The 21,260-nt window shown below is 76.8% G+C and carries 20 protein-coding genes; 13 read left to right on the plus strand and 7 right to left on the minus strand.

Annotated features, from left to right (window positions below):
- Positions 1–70: 70 nt before the first annotated feature.
- Positions 71–487: a DUF4383 domain-containing protein gene (locus AC3WUG_RS17010; protein ID WP_492328744.1), complete on the minus strand. Its 417-nt coding sequence runs from the start codon at positions 485–487 to the stop codon at positions 71–73.
- A gap of 192 nt (positions 488–679) precedes the next feature.
- Here AC3WUG_RS17010 and AC3WUG_RS17015 point away from each other — a divergent pair, with 192 nt between their 5' ends.
- Positions 680–973 carry an MTH1187 family thiamine-binding protein gene (locus tag AC3WUG_RS17015; RefSeq protein ID WP_147795438.1) on the plus strand — a complete coding sequence of 98 codons (294 nt, stop codon included), beginning with the start codon at positions 680–682 and terminating at the stop codon, positions 971–973.
- Between the two features lie 196 nt (positions 974–1,169).
- Positions 1,170–2,294 (plus strand): restriction system modified-DNA reader domain-containing protein, encoded by a 1,125-nt coding sequence (locus AC3WUG_RS17020; protein ID WP_492328745.1) that lies wholly within the window; start codon positions 1,170–1,172, stop codon positions 2,292–2,294.
- A gap of 18 nt (positions 2,295–2,312) precedes the next feature.
- On the opposite strand, the gene AC3WUG_RS17025 is transcribed toward AC3WUG_RS17020, so the two are convergent.
- The 5 genes from AC3WUG_RS17025 to AC3WUG_RS17045 form a co-directional block, all read right to left on the minus strand.
- Positions 2,313–3,281 (minus strand): alpha/beta hydrolase, encoded by a 969-nt coding sequence (locus AC3WUG_RS17025; protein WP_492328746.1) that lies wholly within the window; start codon positions 3,279–3,281, stop codon positions 2,313–2,315.
- Positions 3,282–3,308: 27 nt separating this feature from the next.
- The gene (locus tag AC3WUG_RS17030) at positions 3,309–4,271 is read right to left on the minus strand and encodes a zinc-binding dehydrogenase (protein WP_492328747.1); all 963 of its coding nucleotides are present in this window, start codon (positions 4,269–4,271) and stop codon (positions 3,309–3,311) included.
- A 90-nt stretch (positions 4,272–4,361) separates the two neighbouring features.
- Entirely contained in the window at positions 4,362–5,186 is an 825-nt protein-coding gene (locus AC3WUG_RS17035; protein ID WP_492328748.1) for a maleylpyruvate isomerase N-terminal domain-containing protein, read from the minus strand.
- Positions 5,187–5,245: 59 nt separating this feature from the next.
- Positions 5,246–6,448 (minus strand): homoserine O-acetyltransferase MetX, encoded by a 1,203-nt coding sequence (gene metX, locus AC3WUG_RS17040; RefSeq protein WP_492328749.1) that lies wholly within the window; start codon positions 6,446–6,448, stop codon positions 5,246–5,248.
- 86 nt (positions 6,449–6,534) lie between these two features.
- On the minus strand, positions 6,535–7,854 hold the full coding sequence (locus AC3WUG_RS17045) for a bifunctional o-acetylhomoserine/o-acetylserine sulfhydrylase (protein WP_492328750.1): 1,320 nt from the start codon (positions 7,852–7,854) through the stop codon (positions 6,535–6,537).
- A 533-nt stretch (positions 7,855–8,387) separates the two neighbouring features.
- On the opposite strand from AC3WUG_RS17045, the gene AC3WUG_RS17050 reads away from it, so the two are divergent.
- The gene (locus AC3WUG_RS17050) at positions 8,388–9,767 is read left to right on the plus strand and encodes a C40 family peptidase (protein WP_492328751.1); all 1,380 of its coding nucleotides are present in this window, start codon (positions 8,388–8,390) and stop codon (positions 9,765–9,767) included.
- A 102-nt stretch (positions 9,768–9,869) separates the two neighbouring features.
- On the opposite strand, the gene AC3WUG_RS17055 is transcribed toward AC3WUG_RS17050, so the two are convergent.
- Positions 9,870–10,367, minus strand: coding sequence for an inorganic diphosphatase (locus AC3WUG_RS17055; RefSeq protein WP_146835884.1), 498 nt, complete (start codon positions 10,365–10,367; stop codon positions 9,870–9,872).
- A gap of 191 nt (positions 10,368–10,558) precedes the next feature.
- On the opposite strand from AC3WUG_RS17055, the gene dacB reads away from it, so the two are divergent.
- The 10 genes from dacB to AC3WUG_RS17105 all read left to right on the plus strand — a co-directional run bounded on the left by dacB (position 10,559) and on the right by AC3WUG_RS17105 (position 21,123).
- Entirely contained in the window at positions 10,559–11,947 is a 1,389-nt protein-coding gene (gene dacB / locus AC3WUG_RS17060) for a D-alanyl-D-alanine carboxypeptidase/D-alanyl-D-alanine endopeptidase (protein ID WP_492328752.1), read from the plus strand.
- Between the two features lie 115 nt (positions 11,948–12,062).
- Positions 12,063–13,136: a zinc-dependent metalloprotease gene (locus AC3WUG_RS17065; protein ID WP_492328753.1), complete on the plus strand. Its 1,074-nt coding sequence runs from the start codon at positions 12,063–12,065 to the stop codon at positions 13,134–13,136.
- 1 nt (position 13,137) lies between these two features.
- Positions 13,138–14,355, plus strand: coding sequence for a tRNA lysidine(34) synthetase TilS (tilS, locus tag AC3WUG_RS17070; RefSeq protein WP_492328754.1), 1,218 nt, complete (start codon positions 13,138–13,140; stop codon positions 14,353–14,355).
- 11 nt (positions 14,356–14,366) lie between these two features.
- Complete coding sequence (gene hpt / locus AC3WUG_RS17075; RefSeq protein WP_492328760.1) at positions 14,367–14,906, plus strand: hypoxanthine phosphoribosyltransferase; 540 nt, start codon at positions 14,367–14,369, stop codon at positions 14,904–14,906.
- Positions 14,907–15,035: 129 nt separating this feature from the next.
- Positions 15,036–17,063 carry an ATP-dependent zinc metalloprotease FtsH gene (gene ftsH / locus AC3WUG_RS17080; protein WP_492328755.1) on the plus strand — a complete coding sequence of 676 codons (2,028 nt, stop codon included), beginning with the start codon at positions 15,036–15,038 and terminating at the stop codon, positions 17,061–17,063.
- A 2-nt stretch (positions 17,064–17,065) separates the two neighbouring features.
- Positions 17,066–17,668 carry a GTP cyclohydrolase I FolE gene (gene folE, locus AC3WUG_RS17085; RefSeq protein ID WP_210417265.1) on the plus strand — a complete coding sequence of 201 codons (603 nt, stop codon included), beginning with the start codon at positions 17,066–17,068 and terminating at the stop codon, positions 17,666–17,668.
- A gap of 53 nt (positions 17,669–17,721) precedes the next feature.
- On the plus strand, positions 17,722–18,606 hold the full coding sequence (gene folP / locus AC3WUG_RS17090; RefSeq protein ID WP_492328756.1) for a dihydropteroate synthase: 885 nt from the start codon (positions 17,722–17,724) through the stop codon (positions 18,604–18,606).
- Positions 18,603–19,991: a 2-amino-4-hydroxy-6-hydroxymethyldihydropteridine diphosphokinase gene (gene folK, locus AC3WUG_RS17095; protein ID WP_492328757.1), complete on the plus strand. Its 1,389-nt coding sequence runs from the start codon at positions 18,603–18,605 to the stop codon at positions 19,989–19,991. Before folP ends, folK begins: the two co-directional genes overlap by 4 nt.
- A complete protein-coding gene (locus AC3WUG_RS17100) occupies positions 19,991–20,488 on the plus strand; it encodes a DUF3180 domain-containing protein (protein ID WP_492328758.1) in 498 nt (165 codons plus the stop codon). The genes folK and AC3WUG_RS17100 overlap by 1 nt, the downstream gene beginning before the upstream one ends.
- A 56-nt stretch (positions 20,489–20,544) precedes the next feature.
- Entirely contained in the window at positions 20,545–21,123 is a 579-nt protein-coding gene (locus AC3WUG_RS17105; protein ID WP_492328759.1) for a PH domain-containing protein, read from the plus strand.
- Positions 21,124–21,260 lie beyond the last annotated feature (137 nt).

Here is a 21,260-nt window from a genome sequence, read left to right on the forward strand (position 1 = left end):
ACGGCCTTCGTCGGCAGCGTCAGATGTGGAGAAGAGACAGGCCCGGGGACGCGGCCGGCGAGCGACCCGCTCACGCCCGGCGCGCCGCGGTCGGGGCGGTGGCGGCGCGGTCGGCGCCGAGGCCGACGCCGAGCAGCAGGATCGCGCTGGCGAAGTGCAGCACGTTGTCCGCGCCGTTCAGGGCGAGGATGTTCGCCGACGAGCCGACCAGGAACAGCCCGAGCAGGCCGACCAGGAGGTAGACGGCGCCGACGGTGGTGTTCGCACCGCGCGCGGCGCGCACCGAGCTCAGCGCGGCGCCCAGCAGGGCGGCGCCGATCGCGAGGTGCACGATGTTGTGCAGCGGGTTGACCTCGAAGAAGATCAGCGTCCCGCCCTCGGTGCCCGCGAAGTCCGCGCCGGAGCTGACGAAGAACCCGGCGATCCCGACGAGCAGGTAGACGGCGCCGAAGATCCCGCCGACGAGGCGGTTGGCAGACTGGCCCATGGTGATCTCTCCTCCCGGGGTGACGTTCCCCGCTGACGTGGCGCACGGGGCGTGCGCTGGTGGGGGTTCGGAGCCGGGGGCGGGGCCGGATGGGTCCGACCTGCGGGTGAAGCGCCGCGCACCCGTCCGCGCGCGCCCCGCACCCGTCCGGGGGCTGGACGGACCCCGGCACCGTGCACCAGGGTGGGGGGCATGCTCGTGGCGTTCTCCGTGTCCCCGCTCGGTGCGGGTGAGTCCGTGACCGAGGCCGTCGCCGACGCGGTGCGCGTGGTCCGGGAGTCCGGCCTGCCGCACCGCACGGACGCGATGTTCACGACGATCGAGGGCGAGTGGGACGAGTGCATGGACGTCGTGAGGCGGGCGTCCGAGGCCGTCGGCCGGCACGCGGGGCGCGTGAGCCTGGTGCTCAAGGCGGACATCCGCCCGGGGCGCACCGGTGAGCTGACGGGCAAGGTCGAGCGGTTGGAGGAGCACCTGTCCGCGTGACGGCACCGGCCCGGCCCCGGCCGGGCGCGTCCGCGTGGACATCTCGTGCAGATGGGCGGGCCGGGACCCGGTGCGGTCCCGGCGGTGGAAGACTTCCGCGGGGTGGAGCGCCCGGCGGTGCCGGGCGCCCGGCGGCGGCGCGTGCGGCGCGGTGGGACGGTCCGGTCGAGGGCCGCGGGAAGGATGCAGCGGACTGATGGCGATCTTCGAGCTCGACGGCGGCCAGGGGACCCTCGTCCAGCCGATGCGGCCCCGGGCCGACGCGTTCGAGGCCGACTCGGCCGCGCTGGTGACGGAGCACGTGTCGGACCTGCTGGGCGAGCAGGTGCTCACGGTGCACGAGGGCGCCCGCGGGGGCCCGCACCTGCTGGCGCTCGACGCGGCCTCGCGTCCCGTCGTCGTGGAGGTCGTGCAGCTGCTGGACGAGGCGGCCCTGGTGCGCGCGCTGCGGCACGCGGGCGGCGCCGCCCGGCTGAGCCGTGCGGACCTCGCGCGGATGTACCGCGGCGGCCCGGAGGCGTTCGAGGCCGAGCTCGCCGTGTTCCGCGACCGCGCCCCGGTGCTGCGGTCGCAGGGCCCGGTGCCCCCGGGTGCCCGGCTGGTCGTCGTGTGCGCGGACGTCGCGGAGGACGTGCTGGAGGCCGTCGACCACGTGACCGCGGGCGGCGGAGTCGAGGTGCTGCGGCTGGGCGTGACCCAGGGCCCGGGCGGTCGCCGCTACGTCGACGTGTCCCCGCTGCGCACCACCGGCGGGCAGCGCCGCGCGGTCGAGCCGGGGCCGCGCACGGGCGCCGTCCCGGTGGCCGCGGCCCGCACGGCGACCTCCGGCGGGCACCGCGGGACGGCGCCCACCGACCCGACGCCGGTGGTCCGGACCGACGCCGCCGACGCCGCCGACGCCGCCGGAGCCGCCGCGCCCGAGGGCGCCGAGCACCACCGGCACGCCGCGCCCGAGCCGGAGCCCCGCCCCGCCCCGCGCACCGACGAGACCACGCTCATCCCGCCCGTCGTCGACGGCGTCCCGGCGCCGCGCGACGGCGACGCGACCGCCGTGGCCGCGGAGCCGCTGCCGGAGCTGGAGGCCCTCGCCGCCGCGGAGCGCCGGGACCTGGAGCTCGTGTGGCACCGCGTGCGCCGCAACCAGCGCCTGGTCGCGACGCTGCGGGTCGACGGGCTCATCGAGCTCGAGGACGGCACGGTGCACGCCGACCCGAGCAGCGCCGCGACCGCCGCCGCCGACCTGGAGCGGCCGGCCGACGGCTGGCGGGTGTGGCGGTTCGGCGAGGACGGCCCGACGCTCGGCGAGGCCGTCGGCGCCTGAGCCGGCCCGGGCGGGCGGTCACGACCAGCCGTACGCCGCCGTCCACCGGCCGATCTCCGCGTACAGCCGCGCCCGGACCGGCGCGGGCGACAGCGTGAGGTCGTGCAGGCCGCCCGCGATCCGCACCACCGACACCACCGGCCCGAGCTGCACCGCGCGCCGGGCCAGCAGCTCGACGTCGAGCACCACGTCCGCGGCGCGCATGTCCTCGCTCCACCGCGGGCTGATCACGGTGCGGTCGGACGCGAGCATGAGCACCGGCACCCGGATGTGCAGCCCCCGGGCCACCTCCGCGTGCCCGGCGATGATGGCGGCGAGCCAGCCCGCCCGGACGGGGAACGCGGGCACCGGCCGCCAGGCGTCCTCGTAGGTCCACTCGCCGCCGTCCGCGGCCCGCAGGGTCCGCCCGTAGAAGCCCGGGTCGATGTTCGGCAGCGGCGCCTTGGGCTGCAGCCGCGCCAGCCGGGCGATCGCGGGCGCGCTCACGTGCCGGACCACCGCCGCGCCCTGCAGCTCCAGCCAGGGGGAGTTGAGCACCAGGCCGTGGAGCCGGCCCGGGTGCCGGTTCGCCCACAGCGCGGCGATCAGGCCGCCCGTGGAGTGGCCCATGATCATCACCCGCGCGAACCGGCCGAGGTCGCGGTGCACCTGGTCCAGCGCGGCCTCGATCTCCTCGTCGTAGGTGCGCAGGTCGTCGACGTAGCCGGGCGTCTGGTGCGGGCGCAGGCTGCGACCGTACTTGCGCAGGTCGAGTGCGTAGAACGCGGCGCCCTGCGCGTGCCAGAACTCGGCGAGTCCGGTCTGGAAGAAGTAGTCGGACCAGCCGTGCAGGTAGAGCACCGCGCGGGACGGCCGCAGCGGCTCCGGCGTCGGCGGGGCGTACCGGACCAGGCTGGCGACGACCTCGCCCTCCTCGTCGGGCGCCAGGTCGATCGTCCGGACGCGGTAGTCCTCGCCCAGGACGTCCTCGCGCCACCGGCCGGCCATCGCGCCCCCTCCCGACCCGTCGCCCCGTCAGACCTCGGCGACGACCTTGCCGAACTGGTCGCCGCGCGCCAAGCGTGCCAGGCCCTCGCCGACCCGGGCCAGCGGGACGGTGGAGTCGACGACCGGCCGCACCCCGGTGCGGGCCAGGAACGCGAGCAGCTGCTCCAGGTCCTGCTTCGTGCCCATCGTGGCGCCCAGCACCGCGATCTCCAGGAAGAACACCCGCTGGATCTCCATCGCGGCCGGGTCGCCGGTGGTGGCGCCGGCGACGACGATCGTGCCGCCCGGCCGCACCGAGCGCACCGAGTGCGACCACGTCGCGGCGCCGACCGTCTCGACCACCAGGTCGACCCGGACGGGCAGCCGCTCGCCGGACGCGACGGCGCCGGCCGCCCCGAGCTCCACCGCCCGCGCGCGCCGCCGCTCGTCCCTGCTGGTCACCCACACCTCGAGCCCGGCCGCGGCGGCGAGCCGGACCGCCGCCGTCGCGACGCCGCCGCCCGCGCCCTGCACCAGCACCCGCTGGCCCGGCTGCGCGCGGCCGGTCACGAACAGCATCCGGTAGGCGGTGAGCCACGCCGTCGGGACGCAGGCCGCCTCGACGAACGACAGCTCGGCCGGCTTCGCGACGAGGTTCCAGGTGGGGACCGCGACCCGCTCGGCGATCGTGCCGGGGTACCGCTCGGACAGCAGCGACCGCGGCTCCGCGGGGCCGACGCCGTGCCCCGACGCGCCGCCGACCACGGCGTGCAGCACGACCTCGCGCCCGTCGGGGGTCACGCCGGCGCCGTCGGTGCCCAGCACCATCGGCAGCTGCTCGGCCCTGAGGCCGACGCCGCGGAGCGACCAGAGGTCGTGCTGGTTGAGGGCCGCCGCGCGGACGTCGACGGTGGTCCAGTGCTCGCGGGCCTCGGGCTCGGGGTGCTCCCCGACGGTCAGCCCCGCCAGGGGGTCGTCGGGCGAGAACCGGGTGACCATCGCGGCGAGCATGCTCCCGACCCTAGCCCGCCCGCCCCGGCGCGCCCCGGGACCTCGCCCGACACCCCGCCCTCCCCGACGCCCCGCGAAGGAGGGGCCCCGTCAGAGGAGGGGCAGCATGCGGCCCAGGTCCGGGACCGAGTCCGAAGTGAAGCGCGGCGCGAGGGCCGCCGCCAGGACGTCGACGTCGTACGGCACCCGGCCGGCGGCCAGCCGGACCCAGGTCAGCGGCTGCACCACGTCGAGGTCCCAGCCGCCACGCGCCTGCACGATGCGCAGCAGCTCGGTCGCCACGAGGTCGAGCGCGTCGCCGTCGACCGGCCCCGCCGAGGTGACCCCGTCGCCGAGCCCGCCCTCCGGCCCGAGCCCGCCCGGGACGCCGGGCAGCGGGCCGACGCCGGTGCCGAGCTCCGCGCGGGACCCCGGAGCGGCGCCGCGGGCGCGCGCCAGGGACCGCTGGAGGTCGTCGGCGTGCACCACGAGCTCGGTGATGCGGGACGCCAGCATCGTGGACAGCAGCACGGGGCCACGCCGGGCCTGCACCACGCGGTCCTGCGGCCCGAGCTCGTCGGCCCGGCGCAGCGCCCGGGCGACCAGGGCGTCCACGTGGCGCAGCGGGTCGTCGGCGATCTCGGCGGCGAGCTCCTTGGTGACCCGGTCGATGTCGGCGGCCCGGCCCGCGTAGGAGCCCAGGTACTCGGCGAGGCTGAGCGGGACGGTGCCGGCCGGCGCGGGCTCGCAGACCGCGAGCGCATCCATCGCGCGGCCGAGGTGCGCGACCAGCTCGGCGACGCTCCAGCCGTCCAGCACGCTGGCGGCGCGCGCCGTGTCGGCGTCCAGCACGTCGCCGACCCAGTCGCGCAGCGCGTCCCACTGCCGGCGCAGCACCTCGGTGCGCGCGGTCACGTCCCCGATCCCGGTCTGCATGGGGTCAGCGTGCCAGACGCGGCCGGGGTCCCGTGCGGCGGCGGGCGCCGGCCGGGGCCTCAGCCCTCCAGGTGCTCCCGGACCAGCGGCCCGAGCTGCTCGTGCTCGATGAGGAACCCGTCGTGCCCGTACGGCGTGCGCAGCGTGCGCAGCGGACGCGCCCCCGGCACCCCCGTGGCGATCCGCGCGGACTGCTCGGGCAGGAACAGCCGGTCCGAGTCGACGGCGACCACCAGCGTGTCCGCGGTGACCGTGGCGAGCGCGGCCTCGACGCCGCCGCGGTCCCGGCCCAGGTCGTGCGTGATCATCGACCGGGTCAGCACGGCGTAGGTGTTGGCGTCGAACCGGCGCGCGAGCTTGTCCCCGTGGTGGTCGAGGTAGGACTGCACCGCGAACCGGCCGCCGTCGAGCGGCTCCTCGCCACCCTGCGGGATGCGGCCGAACCGGGCGTCGAGCTCGGCGGCGCTGCGGTACGTCTGGTGCGCGATCTGCCGCGCCAGCCCGAGCCCGACGTGCGGGCCCTCGCCGTCGGGGGCGTCGTAGTAGTCGCCGCCGCGGAACCGCGGGTCGGCCGTCAGCGCGGTGAGCTGGGTGTGGAACGAGGCGATCTGGTCGCCGGAGGTCTGCGCGGAGGTGGCGATCGCGGCGAGCCGGCGGACCCGGTCCGGCGCGGTGACCGCCCACTCCAGCGCGCGCTGCCCGCCCATCGACGCGCCGACGACGAACGCCCAGGACCCGATGCCCAGCGCGTCGGCGAGCCGCAGCTCGGCGGCGACCTGGTCGCGGACGGTCAGCTGCGGGAACCGGCTGCCCCACGGCCGGCCGTCGGGCGCCGTGCTCGCGGGGCCGGTGCTGCCCTGGCAGCCGCCGAGCACGTTCGGCGCCACGACGAACCAGCGGTCGGTGTCGATCGGCGCCCCCGGGCCGACGAGCGTCGACCACCAGCCGGGCGTCGGGTGGCCGGGTCCGGCGTCACCGGTGACGTGCGAGTCGCCGGTGAGCGCGTGCAGCACGAGCACGGCGTTCGAGCCGTCGGGCGCGGGCGTGCCCCAGGTCTCGTAGGCCATCCGCACGCCGGGCAGCCGGCCGCCGGCCTCCAGGTCGAGGGCGCCGACGTCGACGAACCGGCGCCGGCCCACCGGGTCGCCCTCGCGCCAGGCGGACGACGCCCGGGGCGGGGTGCTCGGGGCGGGCCGGCCGCTGTGATCGCCCGTGGGGCCGCCCGGACCGGCGGGGGTGGTGCGGGTGCTGCGGTGGGGCACGGGGCGTCCTGACGTGGGTGCGCCGACGGGCGCCGCGGGGGTCGCGGCGCCCGTCGGGGTGGATCGGGTGGTGGGCACGGGGTCGGTCAGGCCCCCTTGGCCGCGCGGAAGCCGGCGTCGAGGTCGGCGAGGATGTCCTCGATGCCCTCCAGGCCCACGGAGAGCCGGACCAGCCCGGGCGTGACGCCGGACAGCGCCTGCTCCTCGGGGGTCAGCTGGCTGTGGGTGGTGGACGCCGGGTGGATGACCAGCGAGCGGACGTCGCCGATGTTCGCGACGTTGGAGTGCAGCTCCAGCGCCGAGACGAACGCCTGGCCGGCGGCGGCCCCGCCCTCGACCTCGAACGCGAGGACCGCGCCGGTGCCGTTCGGGCCGTACTTGCGGCCGAGCTCGTACTGCGGGTGCGACGGCAGTCCGGCGTAGGTCACCGACAGGACGTCGTCCCGGGCCTCCAGCCACTCGGCGACCTTCTGGGCGTTGGCGACGTGCCGCTCGACCCGCAGCGACAGGGTCTCGAGGCCCTGGGCGATGAGGAACGCGTTGAACGGGCTGATCGCGGCGCCGAGGTCGCGGAGCAGCTGCACCCGCGCGCGCAGCACGTAGGACAGGTTGACCCCGAAGGCCCCGTCCTTCCCGAGGTCCCGCGCGAACACCAGGCCGTCGTAGGACGGGTCGGGCTGGTTGAACGACGGGTACCGCTCGGGGTCGGCGCCGTAGTCGAACGTGCCGCCGTCGACGATGACGCCGCCGATGGCCGCGCCGTGGCCGCCGAGGTACTTGGTCGCCGAGTGCACGACGACGTCCGCGCCCCACTCCAGCGGCCGGATCAGGTACGGCGTCGGGACCGTGTTGTCGACGATCAGCGGGACGCCGGACTCGTGGGCGACACCGGCCACGGTCTCGATGTCGAGGACGTCCTGCTTCGGGTTCGGCACCGTCTCCGCGAAGAACGCCTTGGTGTTCGGGCGGACCGCGTCGCGCCACGCCTGCGGGTCGTGCGGGTCGGTGACGAACGTCGTCTCGATGCCGAACCGGGGGAGCGTGTGGTGCAGCAGGTTGTACGTGCCGCCGTACAGGCTGGGGCTGGCGACGACGTGGCTGCCGGCCTCGGCGATGTTGAGGATCGCGTACGTCTCGGCGGCCTGGCCGGACGCGAGCAGCAGCGCGCCGACGCCGCCCTCGAGCGAGGCGATCCGGTCCTCGACGGCCTGGACGGTGGGGTTGCCGATCCGGGTGTAGATCGGGCCGAGGTCCTTGAGCGCGAACCGGTCGGCGGCGACGCCGGCGTCGGGGAACACGTAGGACGTCGTCTGGTAGATCGGCAGGGCGCGGGCGCCGGTGGCGCTGTCGGGCGTCTGGCCGGCGTGGATCTGGCGGGTCTCGAAGGACCACTGCGACTGGGTCATCGGTCTCTCCTGGCGGTGCGTGGGGGCGGGCGGTGCGGGGTGGTGGGCGGTGCGCACGCGCGTCGTGCCAGGAGGGGTCCCGGGCGGCCGGTGCCGGTGTGCGGCGCCCCCGGGCGACGGACGGTCGCCGTCAGCGGGGCGCCTGGGGCCGCGGCCGTCGAGGGCCTGCGGGCACAGCCGAGCGTGCGCTGGTCAGCGACACATTCGGCGGGACATGCGGCCCACAGTACGGAGCGGGCGCCCGGGCGTGGAACAGCCGTCCCGCGATGTGAGACGCGCTGTCCACGGTGGAGCCGGGCGGAGGTGCGGAACGGCACGTCGCGGGGGCTGGGCGTCGCCCGGGCGGGTGATTCGTCCCCTCGGGTGTCCGGTTCGTCCCGAACCACGCCGATGTGACTCGTGTGAACGGTGTGACTCGTGTTCACTTCTGTGATTTTCCCCGGTAGCGTCCCTGAGCGGGGCGCGGGACTCCGCCGGCCCCGGTCGCGCACGCGGTGCGCGGGGGGTGGCGGACAGCTACGAGAGGCGAGCAGGTGCGGACGAGACGAGCACGCGCGGCGCGCGGCGCAGCCGCGGCGATCACGGCGGCGGTGCTGCTGCTGCCCGCGGGCGGGGTGGCGCTCGCCGACCCCGACGTGAGCGACCAGGACGTGCGGGACGCGCGGCGGGCCGTGACCTCCGCGTCCTCGGCCGTCGCGGGCATCGAGGTCCGGCTGGCCGAGCTCAGCACGCAGGCGGAGACCAGCCAGGTCGCGGTCCAGCAGGCCGGCGAGGCGTACGCGCAGGCCGAGGCGGACCTCGCCTCCGCGCAGCAGCAGGCCGCGCAGGCGTCCGACCAGTACGACCAGGCGCAGGAGCAGTTCGCGGAGGCCCGGGCGACGCTGGTCGCGATCGCCCGCGAGGCCGCCCGCTCGGGCGGCTCGATGGACACGGTGCAGGCGCTGCTGTCCGCCGACGGGTTCGAGGACGTCGTCGCCCGCAGCGAGGCGCTGTCGCACGTCAGCTCCAAGTCGGACCAGGCGGTGCAGGGATACCTCGCGGCCGAGCAGGTCGCCACCACGCTCAAGGCCAAGGCCGACCAGGCCGCCGCCGCGCAGGAGTCGGCCGCCGCCGAGGCGCAGGACGCCCTGGACGCGGCCCAGCAGACCCAGGCGGACGCCGACGCGGCGGTCGCGGCCGCGCAGACCGAGCGCGCCGGCCTGATCCAGCAGCTCGCGGTCGCGCGGAACACCAGCGCCGACGTCGAGCAGGCCCGTCAGGACCAGATCGACGCCGAGCGGCAGCAGCGCGCCGAGGCCGCCGCGCAGGCCGAGCGCACGACGACGCCCGCCGCGAGCACGCCCGCCGCGGGCGGCGGCAGCACCCCGGCAGCCGGCGGCGGCTCGGCCGCACCGTCGACGCCCTCGACCCCGTCGACGCCGAGCACCCCGTCGAACCCGAGCACGCCGTCGACGCCGAGCACCCCGCCGCCCGCGACGACCCCGCCGGTCACCACGCCCCCGGTCACGACCCCTCCGGTCACGACCCCGCCGCCGGTGTCCGCGAGCAAGGCGCAGACCGCGATCGCGTGGGCCCGGACCAAGCTCGGCCTGCCGTACGTCTGGGGTGGCACCGGCCCCAACGGGTACGACTGCTCCGGCCTCACCCAGGGCGCGTGGCGGGCGGCCGGCGTCAGCCTCAACCGCACGTCCCGCGACCAGTACCGCCAGGTGACCAAGATCGCGTACAGCGACCTGCAGCCGGGCGACCTGGTGTTCTGGGGCACGAACAAGAACGACGCGAGCAGCGTCTACCACGTGGCCCTCTACATCGGCGGCGGCCAGATCCTCGAGGCGCCGCGCGAGGGCGTCCCGGTCAAGATCTCGCCCATGCGGTACACGAACTCGATGGCCTACGCGGGCCGGGTGGGCTGACCCTCCGACCTTGCACCACGACCGAGGGCCCCGGAGCGCGCGCTGCGCTCCGGGGCCCTCCGTCGTCCGGGTCGCCGCCCCGCGCGGGGGTGGCGGTGCGGCTCAGTGCTGGTCGTACCCCGCGTCGATCGCGCGCTGGCGGGAGCGCTCGATCTCGGCCTCGGCCTCGGCGCGGCCGACCCAGTGGGCGCCCTCGACCGACTTGCCGGGCTCCAGGTCCTTGTAGACCTCGAAGAAGTGCTGGATCTCCAGGCGGTGGAAGTCCGACACGTCGTCGATGTCCTGGCGCCACGCGGCGCGCTGGTCGCCCGTCGGCACGCAGAGCACCTTGTCGTCGCCGCCGGCCTCGTCGCGCATGCGGAACATGCCGAGCGCGCGGCAGCGGATCAGGCAGCCGGGGAACGTCGGCTCCTCGAGGAGCACCAGGGCGTCCAGCGGGTCGCCGTCCTCGCCGAGGGTGCCGTCGATGAACCCGTAGTCGTCCGGGTAGCGCGTCGAGGTGAACAGCATGCGGTCCAGCCGGATACGTCCGGTCGCATGGTCGACCTCGTACTTGTTCCGCTGGCCCTTGGGGATCTCGATCGTGACGTCGAACTCCACACCTGCTCCTTCGTCTCCGCCGCCGGCGACCCTGGCGCCGCGGCGGGCAGCTGATCACGGCGGCGTGCCAGGTGGTGGCGCGTCGCCTTCAAGCCCCTAGTGTGACGCACGGACGGCTCGGCGGTGGCCCGGGCCGGGAGAACGGGACGCGAACGGGAGGTGCGGTGGCGCGCGCGGGCAGGACGATCGGCGTGGCGGCGCTCGTGGTGGTGCTCGCGGGCGGGGCCTACACCACCGCGGACGCCTACGACGTGGTGCCGGGGTTCGTGACCCTCGCCCCCGAGCCGGCACCGGCGGCGCCGTTCCCCGAGGCCCCCGGCGCGACGACGACCGGCGCGGGCGCGACCGTGCTGGCGGACCTCGACACCGCCGCCGCGGCGCCGGACCCGGACCAGGTGCAGGCGCTGGTGCAGGGGCTCGCGGGCGACGCCCGGCTGGGCCCGACGGTCGGCGTGCTCGTCGCCGACGCCCTCACCGGCGAGGTGCTGGGCGCGCACGCGGGCGACGAGGCCCGGACCCCGGCGTCGACGGCGAAGCTCGTCACCGGCGTGGCGGCGCTCACCCGGCTCGGGGCCGACCGGACGTTCGACACCACGGTGCGCCAGGGCGCGGGCGACCAGATCGTGCTGGTCGGCGGCGGCGACATGATGCTGGCGGCCGGCGCGGGCGACCCGGACACGGTGAACGGCCGCGCGGGCCTCGCCGACCTCGCGGCGCTCGTCGCGGTGCAGCTGCGGCTGGCGGGCCGGGACACGGTGACGCTCGGCCTCGACGACACGCTGTTCAGCGGCCCCGCCACGGCGCCCGGCTGGGACCCGGCGGACCTCGCCATGGGGTTCGTCGCACCGGTCGCGCCGCTCGCGGTCGACATCGCGAAGATCTCCGCCGGCGAGTACCCGCCGCGGCGCACCGACCCGGCGATGCACGCCGCCACGGAGTTCGCCGCGCGGCTGGGCGAGGCGGGGATCACCGTGACCGGCACCCCCGCGCGGGTGTCCGCGCCCGCGACCGGGGACGTCCTCGGCGTCGTGTCCTCCGCGCCGGTCCCGGAGGTCGCGCAGTACTTCCTCGACACCTCGGACAACACGATCACCGAGGTCGTGGCCCGGATGGTCGCGCTCGACCTGGGCCTGCCGGGCAGCTTCGAGGGCGCGACGCAGGCCGTGCTGCGCACCGTCCAGACCCTGGGTGTGGACACCGCGGGCGCCACGCTGGCCGACGCCTCGGGGCTCGCCGACGGGTCCGCGCTGCCGCCGCGGATGCTGCTGGGCCTGCTCGAGCTCGTCGTCGACCCCACGCACCCCGAGCTGCGCGAGGTGAGCAACGGCATGCCGATCGGCGGCCTGACCGGCACGCTGTCCGACCGGTTCCGCTCCGGCGACGCGACCGGGCTGGTCCGCGCCAAGACCGGCAGCCTCACCAGCGTCACCTCGCTCGCCGGCTCCGTGCTCGACGCCGACGGGCGGCTGCTGCTGTTCGTGCTGATGGCCGACCAGACCGGGGCGGTCGGGCAGTACCAGCCGCGCCAGGCGCTCGACGGGTTCGTCTCGGCGCTCGCGGGCTGCGGCTGCCGCGGCTGACCCGCGCCCGTCCTCGCCGAGACGTCACCTCTCGGCTGTGCGCAGGCCCGGTGCCGCAGCCGAGAGCTGCCGTCTCGGCGGCGACCCCGCGCCGCCGCGTGGTTACGGTGGGCGGGTGCAGCCGGCCGTCGACTGGGACCTGGCCGCCCGGCTCGCCGCGCGCGCGGTGCGGTCCGGGCCCGCCGCCACGCGCCCCGAGCGGGCCGCGGTCGTCGCCGACCTGCGCGCCGCCGCGCCCGTCGCGGCCGAGCACGTCGCGCGGATCACCCGCATGGCGCCCGCCGACCCGGCCGCCCCCGCGCACGACGTCCGCGTCGTCGACCGCGCGTCCTGGGCGCGCGCCAACGTGCGGGCGCTCGAGGGCCTGACCGCCCGGGTCGGGGTGCCCGCCGACCGGGGGCTGCGCGGCGCGGCCGGCGCCGGGCAGGTCGCCGCGGTCCTCGGGCTGCTCTCGGGGGCGGTGCTGGGCCAGTACGACCCCTGGGGCGGCCGGGGGACGCTGCTGCTCGTCGCGCCCAACGTGCTGGCGGTCGAGCGCGCGCTCGGGGTCGACCCCGCGGACTTCCGGCTCTGGGTGACGCTGCACGAGCAGACGCACGCGCAGCAGTTCGCGTCCGCGCCCTGGCTGGCGGACCACCTGAGCGACCGGCTGCGGGTGCTGCTCGACGAGGAGGGGCCGCGGCCGCGGTGGCCGCGCCCGGGCCGGGGGGACGGGGCGGCTGGGGCGGGCTCCGCGGACGGCGACGCCGGTGACGGGACCCCGGCCCGCGCCGGGGGCGACGCCGCCCGCGCGGGCAGGCCGCGATCCCTGCTCGACCTGCTCGACCCCCGCCAGCGCGTCGTGCTCGACGAGGTCGGCGCGGTCATGGCGCTGCTCGAGGGCCACGCCGACGTGACGATGGACGCGGTCGGCCGCGCGGTCGTGCCGTCGGTCCGCCGGATCCGCCGCCGGTTCGAGGCCCGCCGGGACGGCGCCCCCGGCACAGGCGGCATGCGCACGGCGCTGCGGGCCGTGCTGGGGATGGACGTGAAGCTCGCCCAGTACCGGGACGGCGCCGCGTTCGTGCGCGGGGTGCGCCGCCGGGTCGGCACCGACGGGCTGAACGCGGTGTGGGCGGCGGCGGACGCGCTGCCGTCGGCCGCGGAGATCGCGGACCCGGCCGCCTGGGTGCGCCGGGTGCACGGCTGACGTGGCGCGCCTCGACCCGGCGGTGGCGGCCGTGCGCGGCGCCGTCGTCGCCGCGCTCGCGGACCTGCCCCCCGGCGCGCGGGTCCTGGTCGCGTGCTCCGGGGGCCCGGACTCGCTGGCGCTCGCCGCCGCGGCGGCGTTCGCGGCGGCGTCGGCGACGCGGCGGGGCGGGCCCGGGTGGCGGGTCGGGGCGGTCGTCGTCGACCACGGCCTGCAGCCCGGCAGCGCCGCGGTGGCGGCCCGGGCCGCGGCCGCCTGCCGGGCGCTCGGCCTGGACCCGGTCGCGGTGGTCGCGGTCGACGCGACGGCCGGCGCGGGCGGCGGCGGGCCGGAGGCGGCCGCCCGGGACGCCCGGTACGCCGCGCTGGACGCGGAGGCCGCCCGCCTCGGTGCCGCGGCGGTGCTGCTCGGCCACACCCGCGACGACCAGGCCGAGGGGGTGCTGCTCGGCCTGGCCCGGGGCTCCGGCGCGCGGTCGCTCGCCGGCATGCCGGCCGCGCGCGGGCTGCTGCGCCGGCCGCTGCTCGGGGTGTCCCGGGCCGAGACCCTCGCCGCGTGCGCCGCCGAGGGGCTCGACCCGTGGCACGACCCGACGAACGCGCCGGCCGACGGGGACGCCGGGGCGCCCGCCCGGTCCCGGGTGCGGGCGCGGGTGCTCCCGGTGCTGGAGCGCGAGCTCGGGCCGGGGGTGGCCGCCGCGCTGGCGCGCTCGGCGGAGCTGCTCCGCGAGGACGCCGACGCCCTCGACGCGCTGGCGGCGGACCTGCTGGCCCGCGCGGAGGCGGCGGCCGGGCGGGTGGATCCTTCCGAGCGGACACGCCCGGGCGTGTCGGTGCCGACGGATCCACTCGCCGCGGGGGACGGGGCGGACGGCGACCCCGCGGACGGCGACCCCGCGGTCCTGCTCGACGCCGCCGTCCTCGCCGCGGCTCCCGCCGCCCTGCGGCACCGCGCCCTGCGGGCGGCGGCCGTCCGCGCGGGCGCGCCCGCCGGCGCGGTGACCCGCGGGCACGTCGCCGCGGTCGCCGCCCTCGTGACGGACTGGCGCGGCCAGGGCCCCGTCCACCTGCCCGGGCGCGTGGCGGCGTCCCGCGCGTGTGGCAGGCTTGCGCTGCGCGCAGCAGCCCCGTCGACCGACCCGGACGACGTCGTGCGCGCGCGGGTCCGGGCGCAGCGCCGGGCCGTCGAGCCGGACGACGAGGGAGACCCGCAGCGGTGAACGTGGAGGACATGGGGGCGGACCTGGAGCGCGTGCTCCTGACCGAGGAGCAGCTCGGGACGCGCCTGGACGAGATCGCGGCCCAGGTCGACGAGGACTACGCCGGCCGGGAGATCCTGCTCGTCGGCGTGCTCAAGGGCGCCGTCATGGTGATGGCCGACCTGGCCCGCCGGATCAGCACCCCGCTCGCGATGGACTGGATGGCGGTGTCGTCCTACGGCTCCGGCACCAAGTCCTCCGGCGTCGTGCGGATCCTCAAGGACCTGGACGCCGACCTGACCGGCCGGCACGTGCTGATCGTCGAGGACATCATCGACTCCGGCCTGACCCTGTCGTGGCTGCTCGCCAACCTGCGCAGCCGCGGCCCGGCGTCGGTCGAGATCGCGACGATGCTGCGCAAGCCGGAGGCCGCCAAGGTCGAGGTGGACGTGCGCTACGTCGGGTTCGACATCCCGAACGAGTTCGTCGTCGGCTACGGCCTCGACTACGCCGAGAAGTACCGCAACCTCCCGTTCGTCGGCACCCTGGCGCCGCACGTCTACTCGTCCTGACCGCGGCGACCGCGCAGGGGCGCGTCCCGCCCTGGGCGAACACGGGCCGTGCGGCCAGGTTCGGCGTGTAACTTCTGAAGACTCCACCCCTGCGACCGGAGGGACGAGGGGGCCTGCCCCCGTCTGCCCATGACACTCAAGCGCCTCACCCGCGGACCCGTCCTGTGGATCATCGTGGCCGTCGTGATCCTGTGGATCGCGGCCAGCGCCTTCATGTCCTCCGGCGTGCAGCGGATCGACACCTCCGACGGCCTCGAGCTGCTCCAGGACGGCAAGGTCGACCAGGCCCTGGTGACCGAGGGCTCGCAGCGGGTCGACCTCACGCTCTCCGAGGACTTCGTCAAGGACGGCGACAACCTCGGCAAGAACGTGCAGTTCTACTACGTCGTGCCGCAGGGGCCGACCGTGGTGGAGGCGATCGCGGACGCCGACCCGTCCGGCGGGTACACGTCCGACGTCCCGCAGCAGTCGTGGTGGGGCAGCCTGCTGACGCTGGTGCTGCCGTTCGTCATCATCCTGGGCCTGTTCTGGTTCCTGATGTCGTCGATGCAGGGCGGCGGCTCGCGGGTGATGTCCTTCGGCAAGTCGAAGGCCAAGCTCGTCACGAAGGAGACGCCGCAGGTCACGTTCGCGGACGTGGCCGGCGTGGACGAGGCCGTCGAGGAGCTGCACGAGATCAAGGAGTTCCTCTCCGACTCGGACAAGTTCCAGGCGGTCGGCGCGAAGATCCCGAAGGGCGTGCTGCTGTACGGCCCGCCCGGGACCGGCAAGACCCTGCTGGCGCGCGCGGTCGCGGGCGAGGCGGGCGTGCCGTTCTACTCGATCTCCGGCTCGGACTTCGTGGAGATGTTCGTCGGCGTCGGCGCGAGCCGCGTGCGCGACCTGTTCGACCAGGCCAAGCAGAACGCCCCGGCGATCATCTTCATCGACGAGATCGACGCCGTCGGCCGGCACCGCGGCGCGGGCATGGGCGGCGGCCACGACGAGCGCGAGCAGACCCTCAACCAGATGCTGGTCGAGATGGACGGCTTCGACGTCAAGACGAACGTCATCCTGATCGCGGCGACCAACCGCCCCGACATCCTCGACCCCGCGCTGCTGCGCCCGGGCCGGTTCGACCGGCAGGTGTCGGTCGAGGCGCCGGACCTCAAGGGCCGCGAGCGGATCCTCCAGGTGCACGCGCAGGGCAAGCCGATGGCGACCGACGTCGACCTCCAGGCCGTCGCCCGCCGCACGCCGGGCTTCACCGGCGCCGACCTGGCCAACGTGCTGAACGAGGCCGCGCTGCTCACCGCCCGGTCGAACGCGCAGATCATCGACAACCGCGCGCTGGACGAGGCCATCGACCGCGTCATCGCCGGCCCGCAGAAGCGCACCCGGGTGATGAAGGTCAAGGAGCAGAAGATCACCGCGTACCACGAGGGCGGCCACGCCCTGGTGGCGGCGGCGCTGCGGTACACCGACCCGGTGACCAAGGTGACGATCCTGCCCCGCGGCCGGGCACTCGGCTACACGATGGTCATGCCGACCGAGGACAAGTACTCCACCACCCGCAACGAGCTGCTCGACCAGCTCGCATACGCCATGGGCGGCCGGGTGGCCGAGGAGCTCGTCTTCCACGACCCGACGACCGGCGCCAGCAACGACATCGAGAAGGCCACCGCCACGGCCCGCAAGATGGTCACGCAGTACGGCATGAGCGAGCGCGTGGGCGCCGTGAAGCTCGGCACCGACGGCAGCGAGCCGTTCATGGGCCGCGACATGGGCCACGGGCGCGACTATTCCGAGACGGTCGCCGGCACGGTCGACGTCGAGGTCCGCAAGCTCATGGACGCCGCGCACACCGAGGCGTGGGAGATCCTGATCGAGTACCGCGACGTGCTGGACCACCTGGTGCTCGAGCTCCTCGAGAAGGAGACCCTCAACCAGCAGGAGCTGGCGGTGATCTTCGAGCCGATCACCAAGCGCCCGCCGCGCGAGGTGTGGCTGTCCAGCGAGCAGCGCTCGGTCTCCGACCGCCCGCCGGTGCTGACGCCGAAGGAGAAGGCGGAGCAGAACGGCTCCGTCGTCCCGCAGGACGAGGCGGCCGCGGCCAAGGACGAGCACCCCGCCGCGATCGCGGTCGAGGTGCCGCCGAGCCAGACGCCGGACGCCTGACGGTGGCGGCCGACGGCCGCGGCCGGCGCCGCGAGGTCCCGCCCTACGACGCCGCGCGCGCCGAGGCGGCGATCCGGGAGCTGCTGCTCGCGGTGGGGGAGGACCCCGAGCGCGAGGGGCTCCGGGACACCCCCGCCCGCGTCGCCCGGGCGTACCAGGAGATCTTCGCCGGCCTGCGCCAGGACCCGCACGACGTCCTGAGCGCGACGTTCGACATCGGGCACGAGGAGATGGTCCTGGTCAAGGACATCGAGGTGTACTCGACCTGCGAGCACCACCTCGTGCCGTTCCACGGCGTCGCGCACATCGGCTACATCCCGGGCCAGTCCGGCAAGGTCACCGGCCTGAGCAAGCTCGCCCGGCTCGTCGACGTGTATGCGCGGCGGCCGCAGGTGCAGGAGCGGATGACGGGCGAGATCGCGGACGCGATGGTCGAGGTCCTCGAGCCCCGCGGCGTGCTGGTGGTCGTCGAGTGCGAGCACCTGTGCATGTCGATGCGCGGCGTGCGCAAGCCCGGCTCCCGGACGGTGACGTCCGCGGTGCGCGGCCAGATGCGGGACCCGGCCACCCGGGCCGAGGCGATGAGCCTCGTCCTCGGCCGCTGAGGGGCCGGGAACCCGTTCCCGTGCGCCCCCGCCGACCGCCTAGGCTGACGGGCGTGCGTCCCCCCTCGCCGCTCCCGCCCGCGCCGACCGCCGCCGGTCGTGCGGGCCGGACCCTGGTGATGGGGGTGGTGAACGTGACGCCCGACTCGTTCTCGGACGGCGGCCGGTGGTTCGCGCCCGACGCCGCGGTGGCCCACGGGCTGGCGCTGCTGGCCGACGGGGCGGACCTGCTCGACGTCGGCGGCGAGTCGACCCGGCCGGGCGCCGCGCGGGTGCCGGTGGCCGAGGAGCTCGACCGGGTGCTGCCCGTGGTCCGCGAGCTCGCGTCCCGCGGCGCGGCGGTCAGCGTGGACACCACGCGGGCCGAGGTGGCCGAGGCCGCCGTCGCGGCGGGCGCCGTGGTGGTCAACGACGTGTCCGGCGGCCTGGCCGACCCGGAGATCCGCGAGGTCGTCGCCCGCACCGGCGTGGTGTACGTGGCGATGCACTGGCGCGGGCACGCCGACGTCATGGACTCGCTGGCGGAGTACGACGACGTCGTGACCGACGTCCGGCGCGAGCTCGCGGACCGGGTCGCCGAGCTGCGCGCGGCCGGGGTCGCCGACCACCAGGTCGTGCTCGACCCGGGGCTCGGGTTCGCCAAGCCGGGCTCCGCGAACTGGCCGCTGCTCGCGCGGCTGCCGGAGCTCGTCGCTGACGGGTTCCCGGTGCTGGTCGGCGCGTCCCGCAAGCGGTTCCTCGGCCACCTGCTGGCCGGCGAGGACGGCGTGCCGGTCGCCCCAGAGCAGCGGGACGCGGCGACCGCGGCGGTGTCCGCGCTCGCCGCCGCGTCCGGGGCGTGGTGCGTGCGGGTGCACGAGGTTCGGGGTACGGCGGACGCGGTGCGCGTCGCGGCCCGGTGGAGGGCGGCGGCGCCGTCCGGGGAGGACGAGGGATGAGCGACGAGGCGGACGTGCCCGGGCGGGACGGCCACCGGCTGGACCGGATCCGGCTGACCGGCGTCACGGCGACGGGCTACCACGGGGTGTTCGAGCACGAGCGCCGCGAGGGGCAGACGTTCGTCGCCGACGTGGTCGCGCACCTCGACACCCGGCGCGCCGCGGCGACCGACGACCTGCGGCACACCCTCAACTACGGCGTGCTCGCGGAGCAGGTCGTGACGGTGCTCGCGGGCGAGCCCGCGGACCTCGTCGAGACGGTCGCCGAGCGGATCGCCGCGACCGTGCTCGCGCACCCGCAGGTGCAGTGCGTCGACGTCGCCGTGCACAAGCCGCAGGCGCCGATCACCGTGCCGTTCGGGGACGTGGTGGTCGAGGTGCGCCGGGACCGGACGTGGCTGCCCGCCGCGGAGCCGGTGCCGGACGACGCGCCGCGGTGGCTGCCGGAGGCCGGCGCGCCCGCGCTGCCCGCCGCCGGGCCCGCCGACCCGGTCGAGCCCGTCGAGCCCGCCGAGCGCGGCGCCCCGGTGGTGCCCGGGGCCACCGCCGTCCTGCCGCTCGCCGCCGTGGCCGTGCCCGGCGACCTCGACCTGCCGCCGGCGCCCCCCGGTCCCGTGCCGAGCGACTCCGCGGACGCCTGGGACGCCGACGAGGTGGTCGAGGCCGAGCTGGTGCAGGACGCCCTGGACACCGCGCCGGACGCCCCGGTCGAGGTCGTGCTGGCCATCGGCTCGAACCTGGGCGCGGCGCAGGACACGCTGCGCGACGCCGTCGCCGACCTGGCCGCCGTCCCGGGCCTGGAGGTGCTCGACGTGTCGGCCCTGGCGCGCACCGCGCCCGTCGGCGGCCCGGAGCAGCCCGACTTCCTCAACGCGGTGCTGATCGCCCGCACCACGCTGTCGCCCCGGGACCTGCTGCGCGCCACCTCCGAGGTGGAGCGGCGGCACGGGCGCGAGCGCCTCGTGCACTGGGGCCCGCGGACCCTCGACGTCGACATCATCGTGTACGGCGACGTCTCGGCCGTGACCGACGACCTGGAGCTGCCGCACCCCCGGGCCCACGAGCGGGCGTTCGTGCTGCAGCCCTGGGCCCAGGTGCAGCCGGACGCCGTGCTGCACGGCCTGGGCGGCGGACCCGTCGCCCAGCTCGCCGCCACGGCGCCGGACCGCGACGGGGTGCGCTGGCTCGCGCTCGACTGGCTGACCGCGCCCGTGCCGGCCGCGCAGCCCGACCCGGGCGCCGCGGGCGACGGCGGCGCGGAGCCGTCCGGCGCCCCGGACGACCGGCCGGGCGGCGACCCCCTCGGCGGCGACCCCCTCGGCGGCGGGCCCGTCGCGTGGGCCGACCCGCTGGGCGGCACCCCCTCCGGGCGGCAGGACCCCTGATGCAGCGCACCCGCGTCCGCACCCTCGTGCTGATCGCCGTCCTGGCGGCGGCGGTCGGCTGGCTCGTCGTCCGCGCCCTCGGCAGCCGGGGGGTCGTGCTGCCCCAGGTGCCGTGGCTCATGGTCGGCGTGCTCGTGCTCATCGCGGCGGTCGTGCTGGCGATGGGCTGGTCGGTGCGGCAGTACCTGCGCGGCAAGCACCCCGCGCTCGACCCGATGCGGGCGGCCCGGACCGCCGTGCTGGCCAAGGCGTCCTGCTACACCGGCGCGCTGCTGGCCGGCTGGTACGCCGCGCAGGTCCTCGACGTGCTCGGCGACCTCGGCATCGAGGCGCAGCGGGAGCGGGCGGTGGCCGCGGGGCTCGCCGTGCTCGGCGCCCTCGTGCTGGCCGCCGCCGGGCTGGTCGTCGAGTGGATGTGCCGGATCCCGCCGCCCGAGGACCCGGAGCAGCGGCCCGGCTCGCCGCGGGACGCGTCGCCGGACGCCGCAGCGGGCTGACCCCCGGGCGCGGGGTCCCGGGCACCGCGGCGCCCCGCGATGCGAGGATGGTGCGCATGAGCACGCCCGAGGGTGCCGCCGTCCACCCGCAGCCCGACGCCGCGCCGGTGCCGGGGGGTGCCCCCGTGCCCGGGGCCGCCCCCGTGCGGGAGAGCGAGCCGTTCGAGCCCGCCGGGGTCGACTGGACGCCGGTCTCCCCGCGGCTGGCCTCGGCGCGCCTGGTGGTCGCGCTCGCGTGGCTCGGCGTCCCGCTGGTCGTGCTGGTCGTCGTGGCCGCCCTCACCGGCTCGGTCTGGGTGTGGGCGTCCGCCGCGCTCGTCGTCGCGCTCGTCGTCTGGGTCCTGTGGCTGGTGCCGCGCCAGGTGCGCGCGATGGGCTACGCCGAGCGCGCCGACGACCTGCTGCTGCGCCGCGGCATCCTGTTCCGCTCGATGGTCGTGGTGCCGTACGGCCGCATGCAGTACGTCGACGTGACCGCCGGGCCGCTGGCCCGCAAGCTCGGCATCGCGTCCGTCCAGCTGCACACCGCCTCGCCCGGCACCGACGCCTCGATCGACGGCCTGCCCACGGCCGAGGCCGCGCGGCTGCGCGACCAGCTGGCGTCCCGGGGCGAGGCCCGGCTGGCGGGGCTGTGACCGAGGACCGCCCGCTGCCGGCGGCCGGGCCGCTGCCGGCCGGGGCCGCGCCGGTGCCCGCGGGACCCGGTCCGGTGCCCGCCGGTGCCGCGCCCGCGGCTGCCGCCGCCACGCCCGCCGGCGCCGCCACGCCCGCC

The sequence above is a fragment of the Cellulomonas sp. EB106-03-03-XG116 genome (assembly GCF_058792015.1).

Coding starts and splice junctions, on each gene's coding strand:
- AC3WUG_RS17020 (WP_492328745.1), top strand. CDS start 1,170: ATGGCGATCTTCGAGCTCGACGGCGGCCAGGGGACCCTCGTCCAGCCG.
- AC3WUG_RS17010 (WP_492328744.1), bottom strand. CDS start 487: ATGGGCCAGTCTGCCAACCGCCTCGTCGGCGGGATCTTCGGCGCCGTC.
- AC3WUG_RS17035 (WP_492328748.1), bottom strand. CDS start 5,186: ATGCAGACCGGGATCGGGGACGTGACCGCGCGCACCGAGGTGCTGCGC.
- AC3WUG_RS17045 (WP_492328750.1), bottom strand. CDS start 7,854: ATGACCCAGTCGCAGTGGTCCTTCGAGACCCGCCAGATCCACGCCGGC.
- AC3WUG_RS17025 (WP_492328746.1), bottom strand. CDS start 3,281: ATGGCCGGCCGGTGGCGCGAGGACGTCCTGGGCGAGGACTACCGCGTC.
- AC3WUG_RS17030 (WP_492328747.1), bottom strand. CDS start 4,271: ATGCTCGCCGCGATGGTCACCCGGTTCTCGCCCGACGACCCCCTGGCG.
- hpt (WP_492328760.1), top strand. CDS start 14,367: ATGGGGGCGGACCTGGAGCGCGTGCTCCTGACCGAGGAGCAGCTCGGG.
- AC3WUG_RS17015 (WP_147795438.1), top strand. CDS start 680: ATGCTCGTGGCGTTCTCCGTGTCCCCGCTCGGTGCGGGTGAGTCCGTG.
- AC3WUG_RS17105 (WP_492328759.1), top strand. CDS start 20,545: ATGAGCACGCCCGAGGGTGCCGCCGTCCACCCGCAGCCCGACGCCGCG.
- ftsH (WP_492328755.1), top strand. CDS start 15,036: ATGACACTCAAGCGCCTCACCCGCGGACCCGTCCTGTGGATCATCGTG.
- AC3WUG_RS17100 (WP_492328758.1), top strand. CDS start 19,991: ATGCAGCGCACCCGCGTCCGCACCCTCGTGCTGATCGCCGTCCTGGCG.
- folK (WP_492328757.1), top strand. CDS start 18,603: ATGAGCGACGAGGCGGACGTGCCCGGGCGGGACGGCCACCGGCTGGAC.